Below are 21818 nucleotides of genomic sequence, written 5' to 3'. Positions count from 1 at the left end.
ACCCCGATGGGGCAGGTGTTCGCTCACGTGTGAATGATTGGTTTTCGACTTGAGACCGAATCACCGGCAAGCGCACCCGGGCGGGATGAATAAGTCGGCTGCTGGATGGAAAGCGACGCCGAAGAAATCAAGCTATCGCACCGATCCACCGGCGTAATCCCGCGCTAGGTTGATTCAAACAGTAAAACAGAGCAATTCACATCTGTTATAGGTGCCGAATCATATTCGTCCGATTGATCGACGTTTCTTATCTGGAATAGCGTCTCCAGGCAGCCATTCCATTTACTGAGACAGGGAAGCCGGATGAAAAACGAACTCCAAGCACCGACCCATCTTTTCGCCACCGTTGGCGCGCTCACGGAACGCGGTGGACGCGTCACCACCGCAACCAGCGGCCTGACCTTGGCTGGATTGGAAGTCGCCTGCGTCGGCGATGTAGTGACCTATGACGACGGCAGCGAGGCCGCGATTATCGACGGCGCGGGAAACAACCATAGCGGAGGCAAGCCATTGGCATTGGTGGGCAGCCGGTTGAGCAACGGCGACACGATCACCGATAGCCCCGAGCGACAAGGCGTAGCGTCGTCCGTTGTATTTAGCGTCGTCACCCGCTCGTCCATGCCCCACTGAGGTGGCGCCCATGATCCGCTACTTTCTTGCCAAAGGCGGCAGCGCCGGGGAAGCGGTGATTGTCGAAGGCCTCGACACCGTGACCTGTTCCAATCCGCCGCCGAGGGTTCAGATCGCCACGCTCGATATGAAGACCTACTGTACGGCCTGCAAGCGTGAAGGGTACATCGCACCGCAAGGGCCGCGCTGGCCCGGTACCGGCCCGAACGGCAAACAGTGGGCATTAAGCGGGGATATCAATGTCTGCGGATGCAACCCGCCGCCGATCTTTTACGCTGAGCGCGGCATGCGGATGATTTTTACTGCAGGAGAGATTGCGACGCTGAATGGGCGCAAACCTGGTCCAGCCCATCTGCCGTTTGCCTCATCGGATGCCGTACATGACGAGCAATTCACCTTGCTCGATGATGCGCACCGCCCGCTCGTCAACGTTCGCTATCGAATCGTCACCGACGCATCGGCATCTTTGAAAATCTATACGAAGGGGCGCTGACGCAATGAACGGTTTTTCGGGAAATAAATACAACTTCGAAGTTCAGGAAAACGAAGAATAGATCCTCGTCCATTCGAGGGCCGTCACCAATACCAATCCGGGGTCGATGGTCTATGTGTCCATCAACACGACACCCATATGCACGAACATGGCCAACAAGGCGTTCGGAGAATTAGTCATGAAGGCCCGCGATGCGGCGACTTCGTTGATACAACAGCGTATCGCGGGCGTGACTACGTGGAACGTAGCGGAACAGGCGCGTGCCCGTCTCTACTTCGGGCCGTGCCGACAACGACATCCGGGCAATCCTGGCGATCGGGCTTCCGAAGCTGCTCAACGCGATGCAAGAGCTTGTTCCGGAGAAAATTGTTCGATGGGACGACACCATGAACACGCAACTCACCTGCGGTGTGATACCCGACAGTGGCAGCAATACGGCTGGAGTATGCAAGCCGGATTCCGAAAAACGAATCATTGCCATCTATTCGAAGTTCTGTACGATTTCAAACGGCGACTTGTGGCCGGCAGCGAAGGTCAAGACACTCATTCACGAATGCGCCCACTATATCGACACTTTCGATTCAGATGACATTGCGTATTCCGATACGGAATCCGGGTTGAGAATTTTCGCAATGAGCAACCCTGATAGCGCGATCCGAAACGCGGATAGCATTACGGGATACATTGCTACCTTCGACAGGACGGTCATGAAATGAAGACCCACATCAAAGATGCCATCCGGAGCGCATCAGCGATGCTCGCATTATTCGCATACGTTGGCATCACGCCTGCATACGCATGCACCATAGGGGAGCCAGTCCGAATTTCATTGCCGCTAAACGGCATTGACGTTTCCAATGCCGACAGGCTAAGAATTGCCGACGCAGTAATCGAGGCAAAAAAATGGCCAGGCGTCGAAGTTCAAGCCGTCGTAATACCCGGCGCTTATACGAAAGAACGGAGCGGCGAACAGCTCAAAGATGAGCGCGCCACGGATGCGGTCGCATACCTAAAACAACTGGGAATCAAGAGCGAAAACATCATCGTCGAAAAGAAGACATTCACCGATGAGATGGTGCGAAAGAGCGACGGAACGCTAGACCTGTATCAGATTGATACCGAACTAGTTCCCCTGTGCCCGGGCGGATGTCAAAAGCTTTGTGACGACCCGCGTGTAACGCCCCGAAGCCGGGCGATCCAGTGAGGCCAATGACGCCCGCAAATAGCGGGTGTCATTGGCTCGCGGGCGATGGTTCGCGAACGCATTCAGCACAGCGTTCGCCGATCGTTACCCTTTTCTGTCCTTATGCCGCCGCACCGCTCCCCTCGACCCGCGCCTGCCGCTGGTACAGCACCATCGACAGCCCCACGCCGGCCGCCGCGGCCACGGCCGCGAACAGGAACACCTGCGGATAGCCGAACGCGCCGGCGACATAGCCGGCGAGCGGGCCCGTGATGCCGAGCGACAGGTCGAGGAACACCGAATACGCGGACAGCGCCGCGCCGCGGCTCGCCGGCGGCACGAGCGCAACGGCCTCGACGCCGAGCGCCGGGAAGATCAGCGCGAAGCCGAAACCAGTCAGCGCGGCGCCGACGAGCGCCACGTGCGGCACGGGCGCGAGCCACAGCAGCACGAGGCCCGAGCATTCGAATGCGAACGACACGATCGCGACGCGGAAGCCGCCGTAAGTCTTGATCGTGTTCGCGAACAGCAGCCGCGCGCCGATGAACAGCGTGCCGAACACGGTCAGCGACAGCGCGGCGTTCGGCCAGTGGCGCGCCGCGTAGTACAGCGTGACGAAGGTCGCGATCGAGCCGAAGCCCGCCGAGCCGAGCGCGAGGCCGAGGCCGTGCGGCAGCACGCGGGTGAACACGCTCGCATACGACATCCGTTCGCCGTGCACGAGCGGCACGGCATCGATCAGGCGCGCGAGGTAGAAGCCGATCGCGGCGAGCGCGATCACGATCACGCCGATCAGCGCCGGATTCAGCGTATGCGCGATCGCGACGCCGACCGGCGCGCCGAGTGCGAGCGCGCCATAGGTGGCGATGCCGTTCCATGAGATCACTTTCGCGTTGTGCGCGACGCCGACCCGGCCGATGCCCCACAGGATCGCACCGGTGCCGCACAGGCTCTCGCCGACGCCGAGCACGAGCCGGCTCGCGACCAGCAGCACGAGACTCCCGGCCGGCCAGTGCGCCAGCAGCAGCGCGACGAGCAGCAGCATGCCCGACACGCCGCAGCCGATCAGCCCGCGCAGCACTGTCTGCTTCGGGCCGAGCGTATCGGCGAAGCGTCCGGCGAGCGGCCGGGACGCGAGCGTCGCGAAATACTGGACGCTGATCGCGCCGCCCGCGACGATCGCGGAAAAACCGAGGTCGTCATGGACGAAGCCCGGCAGCACCGCGAGCGGCAGGCCGATGGTCAGGTAGCAGATGAACGTGAAGCAGACGACGGACACGATTTGCAGCGTGACGGCGAACCCGCTGCGCGGCGGTATGGCGGAATCGGTTGACATGGGGTCGGAACGGATGATCGAAACGGAACGGAAGGCGGCGAGAAACGGAATCGGGATTTTCCCATGGAACCGGTTTTGGCGCATGTACCGTTTAGTTAATGGGGCCCCGTTTTAATCGGTGACGGATCGACGGCGGACCGGAGCGGACCAACGGGAAAACCACGCGGGGCAACGCGCGGCGGGCGCGCCGGGCAGTCCCGGCGCGCATATCGCGGCAGTTATATGGGCCTCATGCGTGATGGGCTATGGGTTGCGGAATTTGATGGTGATAGCGTGCAAACTGTCAGAAAAACGTCGGTCGAGCGCCAAGCGCAGGCCGCCTTGCCCCCACTTGAAGAATGATAGAGACATGAGTGAGCCGATCCGCTTCTACCATCGTCACGCGGTCCGCGAAGTCAGCGGCGCGGACGTCACCCGCACCGTGCTGCAGTATCTGCGCGAGGACGCGCACTGCACCGGCACCAAGGAAGGCTGCGCGGAAGGCGATTGCGGCGCGTGCACGGTCGTCGTCGGCGAGCTGACCGATTCGGGCACGGTCGCGTTCAAGGCCGTCAACGCGTGCATCCAGTTCCTGCCGACGCTCGACGGCCGTGCGCTGCTGACGGTGGAAGACCTGCGCCAGCCGGACGGTTCGCTGCATCCGGTGCAGCAGGCGATGGTCGATTGCCACGGCTCGCAATGCGGGTTCTGCACGCCCGGCTTCGTGATGTCGATGTGGGCGCTGTACGAGAAGCATGGCCACGAGGGCTGCGGCGGCGCGTGCGCGAAGGCGAAGGACGTGCCGACGCGCACCGAGATCGCCGATGCGCTGACCGGCAACCTGTGCCGCTGCACCGGTTACCGGCCGATCGTCGATGCGGCGGTGCGCATGTTCGACGCGAGCGGCGAAGGTGCGCCGCAGCCGTCGGCGCTGGTCGACACGGCCGCGCTCGCCCGCACGCTCGCGTTGCTCAAGCGCGACGACACGTTCGCCTACACCACGGCCGACGGCGCGCAATTCGCCGCACCGCGCACGCTCGATGCGCTGGCGGCGCTGAAGGTCGAGCGTCCCGATGCGCGGATCCTCGCCGGCAGCACCGACATCGGCCTGTGGGTCACCAAGCAGATGCGCCGGCTCGACGACCTGATCTATGTCGGCCAGATCGCCGAGTTGCAGCAGGTCGCGCACGGCGACGACTGGATCGAGATCGGCGCGGGCGTGACGGTCGAAAAGGCGTACGCGGCACTTGCCGGCACGTATCCGGAGCTGACCGAGATGTGGAAGCGCTTCGCGTCGCTGCCGATCCGCAACGCGGGGACGATCGGCGGCAACGTCGCGAACGGCTCGCCGATCGGCGACTCGATGCCCGGCCTGATCGCGCTCGGCGCGCGGGTCGTGCTGCGCGGCGGCGACACGGTGCGCGAGCTGCCGCTCGAAGCGCTCTACACGGGCTATCAGCAAAAGGACATGGCGCCGCACGAATTCGTCATAGGCGTGAAGGTGCCGACCCGCACCGGCGCGCGCGCGAAGCTGCAGTTCCGCACCTACAAGCTGTCGAAGCGGTTCGACTCCGACATCTCGGCCGTGTGCGCGGCATTCGCGTTCATCGCGGACGGCGACCTGGTGCGCGAGCCGAGCATCGCGTTCGGCGGGATGGCCGCGACGCCGAAGCGCGCGACCCACGCGGAAGCGGTGCTCGACGGCGCGCAGTGGCACGAAGCCACCGCGCAGGCCGCGATGCAGGCGCTCGAGCGCGACTACCAGCCGCTGTCCGACATGCGTGCGACGAGCGCGTATCGCCTCGATACCGCGAAGAACCTGATGTACCGATTCTGGCTGGAGACGCGCCCGCATGATCCGCTGCCGCCGCAGGCGCTGAACGTGCGTGAAGTGGCCGCTGAAGGTGCTAACGACGCGGCGCGCGTCTGAAGAAGGAGAACACCGAACATGAACCAGCAAGCAGAACCGTTCCTGAGCACCCTCGATCCGCAGGCAGACGCCGCGCAGGTGCACGTGTCACGCGCGCACGAATCCGCCCATCTGCACGTGAGCGGACGCGCGACCTACACCGACGACATTCCGATCGTCGCCGGCACGCTGCACGCTGCGCTCGGATTGTCCGCGAAGCCGCACGCGAGGATCGTGTCGATGAACTTCGACGCGGTGCGCGCGACGCCCGGCGTGGTCGCCGTGTTCACGGCCGACGACATCCCTGGCGTCAACGACTGCGGCCCGATCATCCACGACGACCCGGTGCTCGCCAAAGGCATCGTGCAGTTCGTCGGCCAGCCGATGTTCATCGTCGTCGCGACGTCGCATGAAACTGCGCGGCTTGCCGCGCGCCGCGCGCAGGTCGACTACGAAGAGCTGCCCGCGATCCTGACCGCGCAAGAGGCGCGCAAGGCCGAAACCTACGTGATTCCGCCGCTGAAGCTCGCGCGCGGCGACGCGGCCGCGCGGCTTGCCGCCGCGCCGCATCGCGAGTCGGGCGAGATGCTGCTCGGCGGCCAGGAGCAGTTCTACCTGGAAGGGCAGATCGCGTACGCGGTGCCGAAGGACGACGACGGCATGCACGTGTACTGCTCGACGCAGCATCCGAGCGAAATGCAGCACCTCGTCGCGCACGTGCTCGGCGTCGCGTCCCACAACGTGCTGGTCGAATGCCGCCGGATGGGCGGCGGGTTCGGCGGCAAGGAATCGCAGTCGGGCCTGTTCGCCTGCTGCGCGGCGCTCGCCGCGTGGAAGCTGCTGTGCCCGGTGAAGCTGCGCCCGGACCGCGACGACGACATGATGATCACCGGCAAGCGGCACGACTTCCATTACCGCTTCGACGTCGGCTACGACGACGACGGCCGCCTCGACGGCGTCGCGCTCGACATGACGTCGCGCTGCGGCTTCTCGGCCGACCTGTCGGGCCCGGTGATGACGCGCGCTGTGTGCCACTTCGACAACGCGTACTGGCTCGGCGACGTCGACATCGCCGGCTACTGCGGCAAGACCAACACGCAGTCGAACACGGCGTTCCGCGGCTTCGGCGGCCCGCAGGGCGCGTTCGCGATCGAGTACATCCTCGACGACGTCGCGCGTTCGCTCGACCGCGATCCGCTCGACGTGCGCTACGCGAACCTGTACGGCAAGACGGAGCGCAACGTGACGCCTTACGGCCAGACGGTCGAGGACAACGTGCTGCAGGAGCTGCTCGGCGAACTCGAAACGACGAGCGACTACCGTGCGCGTCGCGCGGGCGTGCGCGAATTCAACGCGCGCAACACGGTGCTGAAGAAGGGCATCGCGCTCACGCCGGTGAAGTTCGGCATCGCGTTCAACGTCACGCACTTCAACCAGGCCGGCGCGCTGGTGCACATCTATACCGACGGTTCGGTGCTCGTGAACCACGGCGGCACGGAGATGGGGCAGGGGCTCAACACCAAGGTCGCGCAGGTCGTCGCGCACGAGCTCGGCATCCGCTTCGGCCGGATCCGCGTGACGGCGACCGACACGAGCAAGGTCGCGAACACGTCCGCCACCGCTGCGTCGACGGGCTCGGACCTGAACGGCAAGGCCGCGCAGGATGCGGCGCGCCAGTTGCGCGAGCGGCTCGCGGCGTTCGCGGCGAAGCAGTTCGGCGACGGCAAGGTCGAGGCGGCCGACGTGAAGTTCGGCAACGACTTCGTGTGGGTCGGCGGTACGGGCGTGCCGTTCGGCGAAGTGATCGCGAAGGCGTATCTCGCGCGCGTGCAGCTGTGGTCGGACGGTTTCTACGCGACGCCGAAGCTGTACTGGGATCAGTCGAAGCTGCAGGGCCGGCCGTTCTACTACTACTCGTACGGCGCGGCCGTGTCGGAAGTCGTGATCGACACGCTGACCGGCGAAATGCGCACGCTGCGCGTCGATGCGCTGCACGACGTCGGCGCGTCGCTGAACCCGGCGCTCGACATCGGCCAGGTCGAAGGCGCGTTCATCCAGGGGATGGGCTGGCTCACGACCGAGGAGCTGTGGTGGAACGCGGGCGGCAAGCTGATGACGCATGCGCCGTCCACCTACAAGATCCCGACCGTCAACGACACGCCGCCCGAGTTCAACGTGCGGTTGTTCCAGAACCGCAACGTCGAGGACAGCATCCACCGTTCGAAGGCCGTCGGCGAGCCGCCGCTGCTGCTGCCGTTCTCGGTGTTCTTCGCGGTGCGCGATGCCGTGGCCGCGGTCGGCGACTACCGGGTGAATCCGCCGCTCGACGCGCCGGCCACTGGCGAGTCGATCCTGCGCGCGGTGTGTGCGGTGCGTGCGGCGAGCGCCGCGCGGGCAGGCTGACATGAACGGGCCCACCCGCTCGCTGCGTGCCGCGTCGCATGCGCCCGTCGCCGGGTGCGACGGCGCGTGCGCGGGCGCATCGGACTACGCGTTCGCGCAAGGCACCGGCCGGCGCAACCGTGCGAGCGCCGCGCGGCCGCCGATGCACATCGTGCTGTTCGGCGCGGGGCACGTCGGTCACGCGCTCGTCACGCTGCTCGGCGCATTGCCGTGCGTCGTGCAGTGGGTCGACACGCGCGACGAGCTGTTCCCGGACGAATGTCCGCCGAACGTGCAGCCGGAGCCAACCGACACGCCGGAGGCCGTCGTCGACGCGGCGCCGCCCGGCGCGTACTTCCTCGTGATGACGCACAACCACGCGCTCGACTTCTCGCTCGCCGCGCAGATCATGCGGCGGCGCGACTTCGCGTACTTCGGGATGATCGGCTCGCGCACCAAGCGCGTGAAGTTCGAACGCCGGCTCGCGGCGCGCGGCGTCGATCCGGTCAGGCTCACGGAGATGGTGTGCCCGATCGGGGTTGCGGGCATCGTCGACAAGGCGCCGGGCGCGATCGCGGTGGCCGTCTGTGCGGAACTGCTGCAGGCGCGCTCGGGCACGCCGGTCGCCGATGCAAAGGCGGCCGCGGCGGGTCGCACGCGCGACGACGTGAGCTGCGCGCGATAACCGCATGCGCGACGCGCACGCGCGCGTTTTTGCATACACTGCACGGAATGCGCGGCATGGGGCCGCGCATTTTTTTCGCGCAGGCACCATGTCCGATCATCAGGCCTATCTCGACGCGCTCGATACGAGCCTCGTCGTCATCGAACGCTGGCTATCCGGCGTCGACACTTCACCCGCCGCGCTCGACGCGCTGATCGCGCTGTTCTCCGACGATTTCACGATGATCATGACCGACGGTCGCGCGCTCGATCGCGACGGCACGCGCGCGCTGTTCGCGACGCTCGGCGGCGTGAAGCCCGGGCTGCGCATCGCGTTGTCGGAAATCCGCGTGCTTGCGGCCGATGCGTCGCATGCGGTGCTTACCTATTTCGAGGCGCAGCATGCGGCATCGGGCGAGCTGCCCGCGCGTCGCGCGACGGCCGTGTTCGAGCGCGACGCGGCGGGCGTCGTGCGCTGGACCCATCTGCAGGAAACGACCTGCGCGGCGCAAGCGAGCCGCGCGGACTGAAGGCGAAGGCCCGTGCGGTTGCGCGTCAGCGCTTGCGGCCGCGTTGCGCCGTCAGTTCGTCGGACACGCTCTGCATCAGCGCGCACAGCCACGCGATGTCGGTCGGGCGATCCGGCTGCGGATGCGTGAGCAGGTAACTCTTGATGCGCGGAAACGGCACGGGCGGCGTGACGACGACGAGCGGCAGCAGTTGCGCATAGTGCGTTGCGAAGCGGCGCGTCGTCGTGAAGATCAGGTCCGATTGCAGCAGCACCTGCGGCACGATCCCGAAGTACGGCAGCGTCGTCACGATCCGCCGCGTGAGGCGCGCGCGCGAGAGGCCGATTTCGATCGCGTTGCGCTTGTCGCCGGTGTACGGCGTCGGCGCGACGTGCGCGGCCGACGCGTACGCCTCGCGTGTGAGCGGCGCGTGCGCGAGCGGATGCGCGTCGCGCATCAGGCACACGATCGTGTCGGAGAACAGGTCCTGGCGCGCGAAGCGCGGATCGGGTTTCGGCCAGTTGCCGATCACGAGATCGAGCGCGCCCGATTCGAGCGCGCCCGCATGATCGAGCGCGGGATTCAGTGAATCGATTTCCAGATGCGCATGCGGCGCCGCGTCGCGAAAGCGCTCGATCAGCGTCGGCATGAAGAAGTCGTTCAGGTAGTCGGGCGCGGCGACGCGGAACGTGCGCCGCGCGGACGACGGATCGAAGTCGCCGTGCGGCGTCGCGATGAAGTCGACTTCGCGCAGCGCGCGCGACGCCGCGCCGAGCAGCGATGCGCCGTATTCGGTCGGCACCATCCCGGATTTGCCGCGCACGAGAATCGGGTCGTTCAGCGTTTCGCGCAGCTTGCGCAGCGCGGTGCTGATCGCGGGCTGGGTCTGGTTCAGCCGTAGCGCGGCCTGCGTGACGCTGCGCTCGAGCAGCAGCGTGCGCAATACGCGCACGAGCCAGATATCGAGCGAGGCGGTACGGTCGTCGTCTTCCATCGGGGCGGGTCGATTCGGGGAAGCGTAACCTTACCGCAGCCGCGCGTTGCCGTGCGTGATACCGGCCATCACGCGCGGCCCTTCGGCAGCGTGCTGATCCGCCTGACTTCGCGCGACTCGAGCCAGTTCGGCGTGCGCGCGCAGTACAGCACCATCGGCAGCGCGTCCTCGCCCCAGAACAGTTGCTTGTTCATCCAGAAAGTCGGCACGCCGAACACGCCGAGCGCGATCGCGTCATCGGTGTTGCGGCGCAGTTGTGCATTCGTTTCCTCGAATTCGATCAGTTCGTCGCCGTGCCCGACGCCGACGCGTTCGCACAGCGCGGCGAACCCGTCCGGTGTCGACGGATCGTTGCCGTCGCGCCAGATGAAGCGGAACATTTCGAGCACGGTCGCGATGTCGGCGCGCAGCGCGATCGCGAGGCGCAGCACCTTGTCGGAATCGAACGGATGCGCGGGCGGCATCTTGAAGCGGATGCCGAGCTGTTCGGCGCGAAACAGCGCGTGACGGTACGTGAACACGCGCTTGGCCGGGACGTCCGCGCTCGAGCGCTGCCCCCAGTGACGCTGCAGGTCGGGCAGCGACACGGCGACGGGTTCGAACGGCACGTCCGGCCACTTGTCGTGTTGTTCGAGCAGCAGGTAGGAGAACGGCGACACGAAGTCGAAGAACCAGGCAGGCTGGGCAGTGTCGAGGCCGGTTGTCATGGCGGATCTCCAGAGGTGGGGCGTGCGCGCCTGGCGGTGGCCCTCATGTTACGCGGTGGCGCGCGGATGCGGTAATGATCGCGGATCGTCCGCTCATGCGGAACCGGGAGTCGCCCGAGGGGGCGCGCCGGCCGGCGGCGACGTGACGCCGGTGTCGGCGCCGGGCGTGCCTGCCGCCGTGTCGCGGTCGTGCGCGGTGAGCCGCTCGCGCACGAAGCCGATGTGCTCGCGCAGCACGTAGAACTGTCCCGCATACGCGAGCGGCATCTTCATCCGGTTCACGGCTTCCTCGATGTCGTCGAGCTCGTCGAGCAGCGCGACGCGTTCCTCGGCCGTATGCTCGCCGAGGGCGCTGCGCTCGAGCGCGATCAGCGCGCCGTACCAGCGGTAGATGCGCGAGCGCACGCGCCAGCCGTACAGCGACGGCACGAGCCGCAGCCCCGGAATCAGCACGACGATCAGCGGCACCACCACGACGAGCAGCCGGTCGACGAGACTCGCGACCCAGAACGGCAGGCGCCGGTACAGGAAGGTCTTGCCCGACTTGTAGTAACGCGCCGCATCGTCCGACAGCGGGAAGCCGCGCGTGATCGGCGACGGGAATTCGCCCGCGTGCTGGAGGATCGTCGCGTGGCCGTGGACTTCGCGCGCGGCCTCGATCAGCAGGTCTGACAGCGCCGGATGCAGCGTGTCGCGCGCGACCAGCTCGATCGTCGGTGCGACCGTATGGATGTCGGCGGGCGGCAGGTTGCGGCCGAGATCGTAGACGCCCATCGGCAGCGTGATCGCGGTCAGGTACGGGAAGCGCCGCGCGTACGCTTCGGCCTGCGTGAACGAGTACACGTGCACGCCGGGCGCGCGGAACAACTTCGCCATCACCGGGATCTGCGTCGAGTCGCCGGACAGGAACGCGGCGTCGATCTTGCCGTCGAGCAGTTCGGTCGCGGCGTCTTCGCCGGCGGTCGGCAGCAGCTCGGTCGAGCCGCCCGGCACGATGCCGTTCATCTTCAGCAGCGCGAGGCTCAGCTCGCGCGCGCCGCTGCCTTCCGCGCCGAGCGCGAGCCGCTTGCCCTTGAAATCGGACAGGCGCGCGACGATCGGGCCGCGGTACATGATCGCGAGCGGCACGTAGCCGATGCTGCCGAGCGACACCAGGTGTTCGTCGCGCTCCTTCGGGCCGATGCCGCTCTGCACGAAGCCCACGTCGACCGGCGCGTTCGGGTTCGACAGGCGCGCGAGGTTCTGCGCGGATCCTTCGGACGCCTCGACGTCGAGCGTGATGCCGTTCTTCGCGAGGATCGTCTTGTATTTCTGCGCGGCGTTCCAGTATGTGCTGCCGGGCGGCCCGGACGAAATCACGAGCGTGGACGGCGGCGCGGGCTGGATCAGCTTGACCGCGAGCCAGACGGCCGCTGCGGCGAGCAGCACGGTAGGGCCGATCGACAGGGCGAGGTCGCGCCACGACACCGCGACGAAGCGGGCGAGGATGCGGCGTGGCGGGCGAGGGCGGGCAGGCTTCATGGAATCGGCGGATGACACGGGTGTGACGCATCGATGACGACCGTCATCGACGATGCACGCGGTGCACGTTCTGGCGGCGATGGTACCCGGTTTCGCCGCACGTGCGCGAGCCGGGCGGCGCGGCGCGGCTGTGCGCCCACGTCGGCGGGCGGGCGCGCTTCAAAAGCTTTGCGCTTCGGCGGGCGCTGGATTACATTGTCCGACGCAGCCGCGCCCGATTCGCGCGCGACCCGGCACGCAATGAGACCGGGCGCGTCCGGCCGGCGGCTGTCCGGCCCGGCCGGCCCGCATTCGCGCGCGCCGGTCGCCGGCCCGTGTCGCCTCTCTCGCATCGCCGTGGAAATCATCGGCCGTCCCGCCCGTTTGCGCGCGGGCCGGCTGCCTTTGGGGGTTTCCGGCCGTACTGTGCACGGCCGTTCCGGAGTCACAAGGAGATAGCATGAAGTCGATTGTGTTGAGAGCGTTGGGTGTTGCGGCCGTGGCGGCCTGTTTGACGGGCAGCGTATACGCGCAGTCGAGCGATGCGGCGGCCACCGAAGCGCCGGCCGCGGCGACGAGCTCGCCGAAGGCGGCAGCCAAGACCGCGAAGAAGGCGAACCGCAAGCTGGGCTACGCGGTGCGCAAGGCGATTACGAAGGATGGCGGCGTGAACGTGTCGAACCTCGTCGTACGTTCGAAGGGCGGGGCGATCACGCTGGAGGGCACGGTGCCCGAGCAGGCACAGATCGACAAGGCGGAAGCCGCGGCCAAGGGCGTGAAGGGCGTGACGTCGGTCACGAACAAGCTGACGGTCCAGCAGCAATGACGCCGGGCGGCGGCGCGCCAGCGCCGTCCGCGCCCGCATTCAGGCGGGCCCCGGCATGCCGGGGCCCGTTTGCGCTTCAAAGGCCGCTAGCCGCGCACGACGTGGCGGCGGACCCATGACGAGATCGAGAGGGCGGCAATGACGACGCACGGGTGGGGCAGTCGGATTCTTCTCGGCGCGGCGCTGGCCGCGGCTACGATGCTCGGCGCCTGCAACGGCGACGATTCGGGCGAACGCAACCGGCTGCCCGGCTTCGTGTCCGGCAGCGTGCGCACGACCGCCTATGACGGCACGAGCGACGACCTGCTGACGGCCGGCCTTGGCAAGACGGGCCTCGCCGCCGCCACCGCACCGGCATTCGCGAATCCGTCGCGGCCGACGAGCGCCGAGCTGCGCCGGGTCGCGATCTGGTCGAACTACCGCGCGCTCGTCGACATGAGCGCCAACGGTGGCTACGGCCGCTTCTGGGGGCCGAACGTCGACCTCGACGGCAACGACACGCTCGGCGAAGGCAAGATCCCCGGCACCGAGTATCTCGCGTACTCCGACGACGGCAGCGGCCGCAAGAACGTGACGCTGCTCGTGCAGGTGCCCGCGAGCTTCGATCCGGCGCAGCCGTGCATCGTCACGGCGACGTCGTCGGGCTCGCGCGGCGTGTACGGCGCGATTTCGGCGGCCGGCGAATGGGGGCTCAAGCGCGGCTGTGCCGTGGCGTACAACGACAAGGGCGGCGGCAACGGCGCGCACGAGCTCGGCACCGACACGATCACGCTGATCGACGGCACGCTCGCCAACGCGGTGCTGGCCGGCAGCGCCAGCCTCTTCACCGCCAACGTGACGAGCGGCGATCTCGCCACGTACAACAGCCGCTTCCCGAACCGCTACGCGTTCAAGCACGCGCATTCGCAGCAAAATCCCGAGCAGGACTGGGGCCACGCGACGCTGCAGTCGGTCGAATTCGCTTACTGGGCGCTCAACGAGCGGTTCGGGCCGCTGCTCGACGGCTCGCATCGCGGCGTGCGCTACCACCCGGGCGACATCACGACGATCGCCGCATCCGTCAGCAACGGCGGTGGCGCCGCGCTCGCGGCGGCCGAGCAGGACACGCGCCGCTGGATTACGGCGGTCGTGGTCGGCGAGCCGCAGATCAACGTGCGGATGGCGGCGAACGCGGTCGTGCGCGAGGGCGGCCAGCCGGTGCCGTCGTTCGGCCGGCCGCTGGCCGACTACGCGACGCTCGCGAACCTGCTGCAGCCGTGCGCGGCCGCGTCGGCGTCGCTCGCCGGCGAGCCGTACCTGAGCGCGCTGCCGCTCGCCACCACGCAGTCGATCCGCACGCAGCGCTGCGCGACGCTCGCCGCGGCGGGACTCGTGTCGGGCGCCGATACGCCGAGCCAGGCCGCCGACGCGCTCGCGCAACTGCACGCGGCCGGCTATCTCGCCGATTCCGACCTGCTGCACGCGCCGATGTGGGATTCGCAGGCGATTCCGGCGATCGCGGTCACCTATGCGAACGCGTACACGCGCTCGCGCGCGACCGACAACCTGTGCAACTTCAGCTTCGCCACCACCAGCGCGGCGACAGGCACGGTCGCGCCGCCCGCGGCGTCGCCGATGCCGGCCGTGTTCGGCCTCGGCAACGGCGTGCCGCCGACGGCCGGCATCGATCTCGTGTTCAACACCGGCGCGGGTATCGACCACCGGCTCGCGACGCCCGATGCCAGCTTCGCGGGCGCGCTGTGTCTGCGCCAGCTGTGGACCAGCGGGATGCTCGACATGCCGGCGAACGTCGACGCGGTGCGCGTGAACGCGAACCTGCAGGGCAAGCCGGCGATCATCGTGCAGGGCCGCAGCGACGCGCTCGTGCCGGTAAACCATGCGTCGCGCGCATACGTCGCGCAAAACGGCATCAGCGAAGGCGGCCGCAGCCAGCTCGTGTTCTACGAGGTGACGAACGGCCAGCACTTCGACGCGTTCCTGCCGGTGGCGGGCTTCGACACGCGCTTCGTGCCGGTTCACTACTACAACCTGCAGGCGCTGAACCTGATGTGGCGGCACCTGAAGAATGGCGCGCCGCTGCCGCCGTCGCAGGTGATCCGCACGGTGCCGCGCGGCGGCACGCCGGGCGCCGCGCCCGCGCTGACGAGCACTAACCTGCCGCCGATCTCGTCGTCGCCCGGCGCGAACGCGATTACCGCCGGCGCCGGCACGATCGACGTGCCGCTCTGACGGCGCCCGGCGCGCCGTACGCCCGAAGCCGGACAAGTCGTCCGGCTTTTTTCTTTTCAGCGCCCGGAATCGGTTCCGTACGGTCTTTTATCCGAATGACCTGCTCTGTAACAAATTATTACTTTACGGCGGAAAACCCGGAATCTAATATGCGCCGATATTTTCACTTAATTTAATAAATTACCGAGAGACAATAATTCTTTCCGCATAATTAACCGATCCTTTCGATTTCATTAAGTCGATTCGAGCAGCGACTGGCCGCCGTTTTGTGCTTGGCCGGCCTCTCGTCGGCGGGGATCGTTCGTCTGTTCGAAGCGAGGCTGCCTTGTCCGGCGGGCTTTGCGGGGGAGCCTTTTGCTTTTTGGTTGATGACGAGCATGGATGGTCGCCTGAATCTGCATTGCTGCGGATTATTGAATTGTCGTTCGCAATGGAATTGATTCCATTGTGCAATCACGAAATATGGGTGGGGTAAATCATGCCGGTCGGTATTCGCTGACCCGGTAAAAAACTCGGAATGCGTCGCATAACGAATGCATTCCGGTGCGGAGCGCCGGCGCAAATGATCCTTTGCGAGCGGCGGTATTTATCGTTCTGTTCGAGAGGCAATAATGACGACACTGAAGTCCTTGAAAGACGGTTTCGCGCTATTTGGAACGACACTGAGCGTGCCGCTCGCCGCAGCCGCGGCGGCGGCGCTGCTCGTCACGGGGTGCGGCGGCGACGACGGATCAGGGCCGTCCGCCGCGACCTCCGCGGCGGCCGCGACGACGTCGAACGGCAGCACGTCGGCCAGCGCCGACACGACGGCGGCTGCGGCCGACCAGCCGTACGTCGATAACGACGTGTACGGCACCGGGCCCGACGACGCGGTCACGGACTCGACCGAAGGCGCAGCAGTCGTGCACCGCCAGGTCACGATCGGCGGCAAGACCATCAAGTACACGGCCACCACCGGCCACCTGACCACCATCGACCCGACCACGTCGGCGCCGAACGCGAAGATGTTCTACGTCGCGTACACGCAGGACAACCCGGATCCGTCGAAGCCGCGCCCGGTCACGTTCTTCTACAACGGCGGCCCCGGCTCGTCGTCGGTCTACCTGCTGCTCGGCTCGTTCGGGCCGAAGCGCCTGCAGTCGTCGTTCCCGAACTTCACGCCGCCGGCCCCGTACAAGCTGCTCGACAACCCGGACAGCCTGCTCGACCGCACCGACCTCGTGTTCATCAACCCGGTCGGCACCGGCTATTCGGCGGCCATCGCCCCGGCGAAAAACAAGGACTTCTGGGGCACCGACCAGGACGCGCGCTCGATCGACCGCTTCATCCAGCGCTACCTGACCAAGTACTCGCGCTGGAATTCGCCGAAGTTCCTGTACGGCGAGTCGTACGGCACGGCGCGCAGCGCGGTCGTGTCGTGGGTGCTGCACGAGGACGGCATCGACCTGAACGGGATCACGCTGCAGTCGTCGATCCTCGACTATGCGAATGCGCTGTCCGCGCCGGGCACGTTCCCGACGCTCGCGGCCGATGCGTTCTACTGGAAAAAGACGACGCTCAACCCGACGCCGACCGATCTCGACGCGTACATGGTGCAGGCCCGCAACTACGCGGACAACACGCTCGCGCCGCTCGCGCAGAAGCCGAACCCGCAGGACGGCGGCTTCGTGAACGTGCGGTTGAACCTGAACCTGCAGACCGCGCAGCAGATGGGCTCGTACATCGGCACGGATCCGACGTCGCTGATCCAGACCTTCGGCAACCCGGCCGCGCTCGGCAACGTGCCGTCGTCGGACGACAACCCGCCGTACACGTTCTTCCTGACGCTCGTGCCGGGCACGCAGATCGGCCAGTACGACGGTCGCGCGAACTACACGGGCAAGGGCATCGCACCGTACATCCTGCCGAACTCGGGCAGCAACGATCCGTCGATCACGAACGTCGGCGGCGCGTACACGGTGCTGTGGAACAGCTACATCAACACCGACCTCAAGTACACGTCGACGTCGTCGTTCGTGGACCTGAACGACCAGGTCTTCAACAACTGGGACTTCAGCCACACCGACCCGACCGGCGCGAACAAGGGCGGCGGCAATACGCTCTACACGGCCGGCGACCTGGCGGCGACGATGAGCGTGAACCCGGATCTGAAGGTGCTGTCGGCGAACGGCTACTTCGATGCGGTCACGCCGTTCCACCAGACCGAGCTGACGCTCGCGCAGATGCCGCTCGATCCGACGCTCAAGGCGCAGAACCTGACGATCAAGAACTACCCGTCGGGTCACATGATCTATCTGAACGACGCGTCGCGCACCGCGCTGAAGGGCGACCTCGGCAGCTTCTACGACGGCATCCTCGCGAACCGGTCCGCGCTGCAACGCGTGCTGAAGCTGCAGGCGCGCACGCAGCAGCTCAAGCAGCAGCAACTGGAGCAGCAGGGGCGGTAAGCATGGCGGATGGCGCGCGTCCGCCGCTGCGGGAAAAAAACTGACCCGCTCATGCGTTCCTGCGCTTCGTATCGCGTGTGTTAACGGACCTCCGCCGTTCCTCAAGATGCCCCGTGAGTCGAGGACTCCCGGGGCATCGTCTCGTCCTTGCAGGCGTGCATCGCCCTGGAAGTCACCAGTGACGGCATCTTGTAATTCCCAAAAGAAGGATGGAAAGCCCTCTATTGAGGATTTGCCTGAATATCCTCATAACGAGGACGATCATCCCTGGTTTGAGGATTTTCGTGGGCCTTGCCGACTTTCTCTTCACGCCGGGCATGCAACGCGTCCTGGGTGCTGCGCTATTGCAACCCGATCGCAGTTTTACGCTGCAGGAATTGCTGCATTTGGCAAACAGTGAGCGTGGAAGCGCTCAGAAGCAGGTGGACCGGCTGATCGAAGCCGGCGTACTCAAGGAGGATGCCCGACGAGGTCGACAACGGAGCGTCCGCGCGAATACGGAATTCATCCTCTATGCGGAATTGGTGGAGATCGCACGGAAGACGTTTGCCGTGGCGGAGCCTTTGAGGGAAGCTTTGTTGCCTTTCGCCTCGCATATTTCCACGGCCTTCGTGTTTGGGTCGGTGGCCAAGGGCACCGATAGCGCCCGCAGCGACATCGATCTGATCGTCATCGGTGACATCCAACTCCTCGAGCTATCCGAAGCCATGCACGCGCCGAGCAGAATCTGCTGCGTCCCATCAACTTCTCGTTGTACGAGCCTGCCGAATGGACCGTGTTGGTAGACACCGACCCTGTCATGGCGCAGATCGCCCAAGGCCCCACGTTGAGGATTCTGTGATGCAGCCGCCCAACTGAATACGAAAACCTCATCAAGACGAAAGCCTTTGATGCCGTTGCGCCGACGCCCGGGGCAATTGCGGGTTTCCTGCGCAATGCCGACGATTACAAGGCCACTGCCGACGAGCTGGATCCTGCCCGGCATTTGCAAGTATTTACCTTGGCCTGCGAAGGCTACTTCCAGGTGGTACAGGCCGTCCTGGAGTTCTACGAGGTGCGAACCAAGGATGCAGGCCGTAACCTGGCCATCCAGCGTGTATCTGCCTCATTGGGCGTGAGTGCTCCGGAGTTCGCCTTCATCACGAAGGCGCACGAGCGACGCAACGGCACGTCGTACGTTTCGCCATTTCCGCCGGTGTCGAAAGCAGAGGCCGCCACCATGCTGAGCATCCTGGCGAAGGATCTGCCAGTTGCACGTACGCTGACCGGTATGCCGTGAGACCCGGCTGGAAATCCGTCAAGGAGACGATGACAGGCGCACGCACCGAGGTGGCGTGTTTCGTCAGGGCAGAGGCTGCTTACGCGAGCACGAGCCGCACGCCGACCGCGACGAGCGTCGCGGCGAGCAGGTTGCGCAGCAGGCGCTCCGGCGCGCGCGCCGACAGCAGGCTGCCGAGCACGATGCCGGGCAGCGAGCCGAGCAGCAGCGACAGCAGCATCGACCAGTCGACCGAACCGAGCAGCCAGTGGCCCATGCCCGCGACGAGCGTGAGCGGCACCGCGTGCGCGATGTCGGACCCGACGATGCGGGTGGTCGCGAGCGTCGGGTACAGCAGCAGCAGCACGGTGACGCCGATCGCGCCGGCGCCGACCGAGGTCATCGACACGAGCACGCCGAGCACGACGCCGGTCAGCACGGTCGACCATAGCGTGCGCGCGGGGCTGGGTGCGAGCGGATTGCGCGCGGCGAGGGCGGTGAGCTGCGGCCGGAAGATCAGCGCGAGCGACGTGAGCAGCAGCGCGACGCCGAGCACCAGCTGGATCACCCGCGCGGTGCCCGGCGAATTCATCCCGTGCGCATGCATCGCCCACAGCGTGACGGCCGCGGCCGGGACGCTGCCCGCTGCGAGCCGGCCGGTGATGCGCCAGTCGATCGACCCCTTCAGCCCGTGGACGAGCGTGCCGGTGGCCTTGGTCGCGGCCGCGTACAGCAGGTCGGTGCCGACTGCCGTCGCGGGATGGACGCCGAACAGCAGCACGAGGATCGGCGTCATCAGCGAACCGCCGCCGACGCCCGTCAGGCCGACGAGAATGCCGACGAACAGGCCGGACAGGGAGTACAGCAGATCGATATGGGGAAGCGACATCGGAGGCAGGCGGTTATGCGGCGTTCGGCGGCGGCGCGTGGCGGCGGCAGCTTGGCTGCGGCGCGGCGTCAAAGTCTGCCATTGTCGCAAAAGTGGCGCTTCGGTGTACGACTACGTTAAAAATCGGCCGGAGAAGCCCTCCGGGCGTGCGGTTCGTCGTGCGTGAAACGGTCGTTTGAACGTGTGTCGTGCCGGAAGGGCGACGCGCGTGCGGCTGGCGGGCTGGCGGGCGGCGGGGCAGGCCCGCCCGGAAAAGCGGGAGAGGCCGGGGCGTGGCAGTGCGTGCCCCGGCCGGCCGTCAGTGCATCGCGGGGCCGACGCCGGGGACCGCATCCTGGCGACGGATGCGCAGCGCGAGGCCGAGCAGCACGCCGATGCTGCCGCCGCCCGCGCACACGAAGCCGTAGACGCCCATCGCGCGCGCCCGTTCGCCAGGCTCGCTGAACAGATTCATGATCAGCGACAGCGACAGCGACAGCGACAGCGACAGCGACAGCGACAGCGACAGCGACACGGCCGACACGGCCGACACGATCGCGCCGCCGAAGCCCTGCACCGCGCGCGCGGCGATCAGCATCGTCTGCGACTGCGCGAGGCCGCATGCGAGCGACGCGAGCGTGAACACGACCAGGCCTGCGAGGAACATGCGCCGCTGGCCGTACAGGTCGCCGAGCCGGCCGCCGAGCAGCAGGCAGCCGCCGAACGTCAGCAGGTATGGGTTGACGACCCACACGAGCGCCGTCTCGGTGAAATGGAGATCGGTGCTGATCGACGGCAGCGCAACGTTCACGATCGTGCTGTCGAGCACGATCATCAGCACGCCGAGGCAGAGGACGATCAGCGCGTACCAGCGTTTCTCGCCGTGAAACCCGTGGGTCATGGGCTTGCAGCCTTCTTTTCGATAGGTATTTGAAAGGCTGCGTTGTAGACGTCATTCGCGCGGTTCCTGCCGGTTTGTGGCAGCAGCGGCGCGTCGTGACGGGCGCGCTTCGCACGACGGCGTGGCGCGCCGGGCGCCGGGTGTTATTCGCGCGGCGGCAGTTCGCAGCCGTCCGGGCCGCAGGCAGCGGCGGCGTCGCCGGTCAGCTCGACGATGCCGCCGTCGCGCCACGCCTGGTCGAGCGCCTGCGCGAACACGTCAGCCGGTTGCGCGCCCGACACCGCGTAGCGGCCGCCGAACACGAACAGCGGCACGCCGCGTCCGCCGATCTGCCCAGCGAGAGCGATGTCGGCCTCGACTTCGTCGCGGTATGCGTCGCCGCGCAGCACGGCTTCGGCTGCCGAGCGCTCCAGCCCCGCTTCGACCGCGAAATCGAGCAGTGCCGCGTGATCGAACAGCGAGCCGTGTTCGCAGAAATACGCGCGGTACAGCCGCTCGGTCAGCGCGTGCGCGCGGCCCGTCGTTTCCGCGAGCTTCACGAGCCGGTGAGCGTCGAGCGTGTCGCCGGCGAGCGTGCCGGGCAGGTCGTAGTTCAGCCCGACGCTCGCGGCCGCGTCGGTCACCTGGCGCAGCATCTGGTCGACCTGCGCGGACGACATCCGGTACTTGCCCGCTAGCATCGCCTCGACCGGCTCGACCGGATGGCCCGGCATCAGCCGGTACGCGCGCAGCACGACCTCGACGTGCTCGGCGTGCGCGAACGCGGCGAGCGCCTCGTCGAAGCGGCGCTTGCCGATCCAGCACCACGGGCAGATCAGGTCGGACCAGATTTCGACGGTCAGGGTCGGGCGGTCGGTCGGGGCAGCGGTGATCGGCATCGGGACTCCGGGCAGCAAAAAATGTAACCGAGACTATATCATTTTCCGGTTTCGATGCCGGGGGCGGCGCGGCCGCGTTGCCCGACACTGGCCGTGCAGCCGTGCGAGCAAGCGGTATCCGGCGCG

At 66.6% G+C, this 21818-nt stretch carries 20 protein-coding genes and 1 pseudogene; 13 read left to right on the top strand and 8 right to left on the bottom strand.

The annotated features are described in order from the left end of the window. The first annotated feature begins 303 nt into the window (after positions 1 to 303). From J7024_RS10895 to J7024_RS10880, 4 genes are all read left to right on the top strand, one after another. On the top strand, positions 304 to 630 hold the full coding sequence (locus tag J7024_RS10895; protein WP_124830240.1) for a PAAR domain-containing protein: 327 nt from the start codon (positions 304 to 306) through the stop codon (positions 628 to 630). Between the two features lie 10 nt (positions 631 to 640). Next, positions 641 to 1123 (top strand): hypothetical protein, encoded by a 483-nt coding sequence (locus tag J7024_RS10890; RefSeq protein ID WP_233409946.1) that lies wholly within the window; start codon positions 641 to 643, stop codon positions 1121 to 1123. A gap of 260 nt (positions 1124 to 1383) precedes the next feature. Next, on the top strand, positions 1384 to 1839 hold the full coding sequence (locus J7024_RS10885; protein WP_233409947.1) for a M35 family metallo-endopeptidase: 456 nt from the start codon (positions 1384 to 1386) through the stop codon (positions 1837 to 1839). Continuing rightward, positions 1836 to 2327 carry a hypothetical protein gene (locus J7024_RS10880; protein ID WP_234745029.1) on the top strand — a complete coding sequence of 164 codons (492 nt, stop codon included), beginning with the start codon at positions 1836 to 1838 and terminating at the stop codon, positions 2325 to 2327. Before J7024_RS10885 ends, J7024_RS10880 begins: the two co-directional genes overlap by 4 nt. A 100-nt stretch (positions 2328 to 2427) precedes the next feature. On the opposite strand, the gene J7024_RS10875 is transcribed toward J7024_RS10880, so the two are convergent. Then, complete coding sequence (locus J7024_RS10875) at positions 2428 to 3642, bottom strand: MFS transporter (protein ID WP_124830238.1); 1215 nt, start codon at positions 3640 to 3642, stop codon at positions 2428 to 2430. A gap of 349 nt (positions 3643 to 3991) precedes the next feature. Here J7024_RS10875 and xdhA point away from each other — a divergent pair, with 349 nt between their 5' ends. The 4 genes from xdhA to J7024_RS10855 all read left to right on the top strand — a co-directional run bounded on the left by xdhA (position 3992) and on the right by J7024_RS10855 (position 9105). After that, positions 3992 to 5551: a xanthine dehydrogenase small subunit gene (gene xdhA, locus J7024_RS10870; RefSeq protein WP_234745028.1), complete on the top strand. Its 1560-nt coding sequence runs from the start codon at positions 3992 to 3994 to the stop codon at positions 5549 to 5551. Between the two features lie 18 nt (positions 5552 to 5569). Continuing rightward, positions 5570 to 7933, top strand: a complete 2364-nt coding sequence (gene xdhB, locus J7024_RS10865) for a xanthine dehydrogenase molybdopterin binding subunit (protein ID WP_124830236.1) — start codon at positions 5570 to 5572, stop codon at positions 7931 to 7933. 1 nt (position 7934) lies between these two features. After that, a complete protein-coding gene (gene xdhC, locus J7024_RS10860) occupies positions 7935 to 8597 on the top strand; it encodes a xanthine dehydrogenase accessory protein XdhC (protein WP_124830235.1) in 663 nt (220 codons plus the stop codon). Between the two features lie 88 nt (positions 8598 to 8685). Beyond that, on the top strand, positions 8686 to 9105 hold the full coding sequence (locus J7024_RS10855; RefSeq protein ID WP_124830234.1) for a nuclear transport factor 2 family protein: 420 nt from the start codon (positions 8686 to 8688) through the stop codon (positions 9103 to 9105). A gap of 25 nt (positions 9106 to 9130) precedes the next feature. Here the strand turns inward: J7024_RS10855 and J7024_RS10850 are convergent, their stop codons facing one another. From J7024_RS10850 to J7024_RS10840, 3 genes are all read right to left on the bottom strand, one after another. Then, positions 9131 to 10078, bottom strand: a complete 948-nt coding sequence (locus tag J7024_RS10850; protein WP_124830233.1) for a LysR family transcriptional regulator — start codon at positions 10076 to 10078, stop codon at positions 9131 to 9133. A gap of 68 nt (positions 10079 to 10146) precedes the next feature. Then, a complete protein-coding gene (locus J7024_RS10845) occupies positions 10147 to 10785 on the bottom strand; it encodes a 2-hydroxychromene-2-carboxylate isomerase (RefSeq protein ID WP_124830232.1) in 639 nt (212 codons plus the stop codon). Between the two features lie 93 nt (positions 10786 to 10878). Further along, positions 10879 to 12306, bottom strand: coding sequence for a TAXI family TRAP transporter solute-binding subunit (locus J7024_RS10840; protein ID WP_124830231.1), 1428 nt, complete (start codon positions 12304 to 12306; stop codon positions 10879 to 10881). Positions 12307 to 12745: 439 nt separating this feature from the next. On the opposite strand from J7024_RS10840, the gene J7024_RS10835 reads away from it, so the two are divergent. Further along, positions 12746 to 13111 (top strand): BON domain-containing protein, encoded by a 366-nt coding sequence (locus J7024_RS10835; RefSeq protein ID WP_098549604.1) that lies wholly within the window; start codon positions 12746 to 12748, stop codon positions 13109 to 13111. A 138-nt stretch (positions 13112 to 13249) separates the two neighbouring features. Continuing rightward, the gene (locus J7024_RS10830; protein WP_175770659.1) at positions 13250 to 15340 is read left to right on the top strand and encodes a D-(-)-3-hydroxybutyrate oligomer hydrolase; all 2091 of its coding nucleotides are present in this window, start codon (positions 13250 to 13252) and stop codon (positions 15338 to 15340) included. A 211-nt stretch (positions 15341 to 15551) separates the two neighbouring features. Here the strand turns inward: J7024_RS10830 and J7024_RS10825 are convergent, their stop codons facing one another. Continuing rightward, a complete protein-coding gene (locus J7024_RS10825) occupies positions 15552 to 15719 on the bottom strand; it encodes a hypothetical protein (protein ID WP_234745027.1) in 168 nt (55 codons plus the stop codon). 232 nt (positions 15720 to 15951) lie between these two features. On the opposite strand from J7024_RS10825, the gene J7024_RS10820 reads away from it, so the two are divergent. The 3 genes from J7024_RS10820 (at position 15952) to J7024_RS10810 (ending at position 19066) form a co-directional block, all read left to right on the top strand. Further along, positions 15952 to 17787: a S10 family peptidase gene (locus J7024_RS10820; RefSeq protein ID WP_124830229.1), complete on the top strand. Its 1836-nt coding sequence runs from the start codon at positions 15952 to 15954 to the stop codon at positions 17785 to 17787. Positions 17788 to 18071: 284 nt separating this feature from the next. Continuing rightward, positions 18072 to 18572, top strand: a complete 501-nt coding sequence (locus tag J7024_RS10815) for a nucleotidyltransferase domain-containing protein (protein ID WP_234745026.1) — start codon at positions 18072 to 18074, stop codon at positions 18570 to 18572. Positions 18573 to 18772: 200 nt separating this feature from the next. Continuing rightward, a complete protein-coding gene (locus J7024_RS10810) occupies positions 18773 to 19066 on the top strand; it encodes a hypothetical protein (RefSeq protein WP_233409948.1) in 294 nt (97 codons plus the stop codon). A gap of 79 nt (positions 19067 to 19145) precedes the next feature. On the opposite strand, the gene J7024_RS10805 is transcribed toward J7024_RS10810, so the two are convergent. The 3 genes and pseudogenes from J7024_RS10805 to J7024_RS10795 form a co-directional block, all read right to left on the bottom strand. Beyond that, entirely contained in the window at positions 19146 to 19934 is a 789-nt protein-coding gene (locus J7024_RS10805; RefSeq protein ID WP_175751280.1) for a sulfite exporter TauE/SafE family protein, read from the bottom strand. Positions 19935 to 20292: 358 nt separating this feature from the next. Further along, positions 20293 to 20814 (bottom strand): annotated as a pseudogene (locus J7024_RS10800) (MFS transporter); the annotation flags it as partial. Positions 20815 to 20957: 143 nt separating this feature from the next. Then, positions 20958 to 21692, bottom strand: a complete 735-nt coding sequence (locus J7024_RS10795; RefSeq protein WP_124830226.1) for a DsbA family oxidoreductase — start codon at positions 21690 to 21692, stop codon at positions 20958 to 20960. Positions 21693 to 21818: the final 126 nt, after the last annotated feature.

It is taken from the genome of Burkholderia sp. WTPI3 (assembly GCF_021483755.1).
In the GTDB taxonomy this organism is placed as follows: domain Bacteria; phylum Pseudomonadota; class Gammaproteobacteria; order Burkholderiales; family Burkholderiaceae; genus Burkholderia.
Note: the sequence above shows the minus strand (reverse complement) of the source record. Positions and strands in the feature narration are given on the sequence as shown.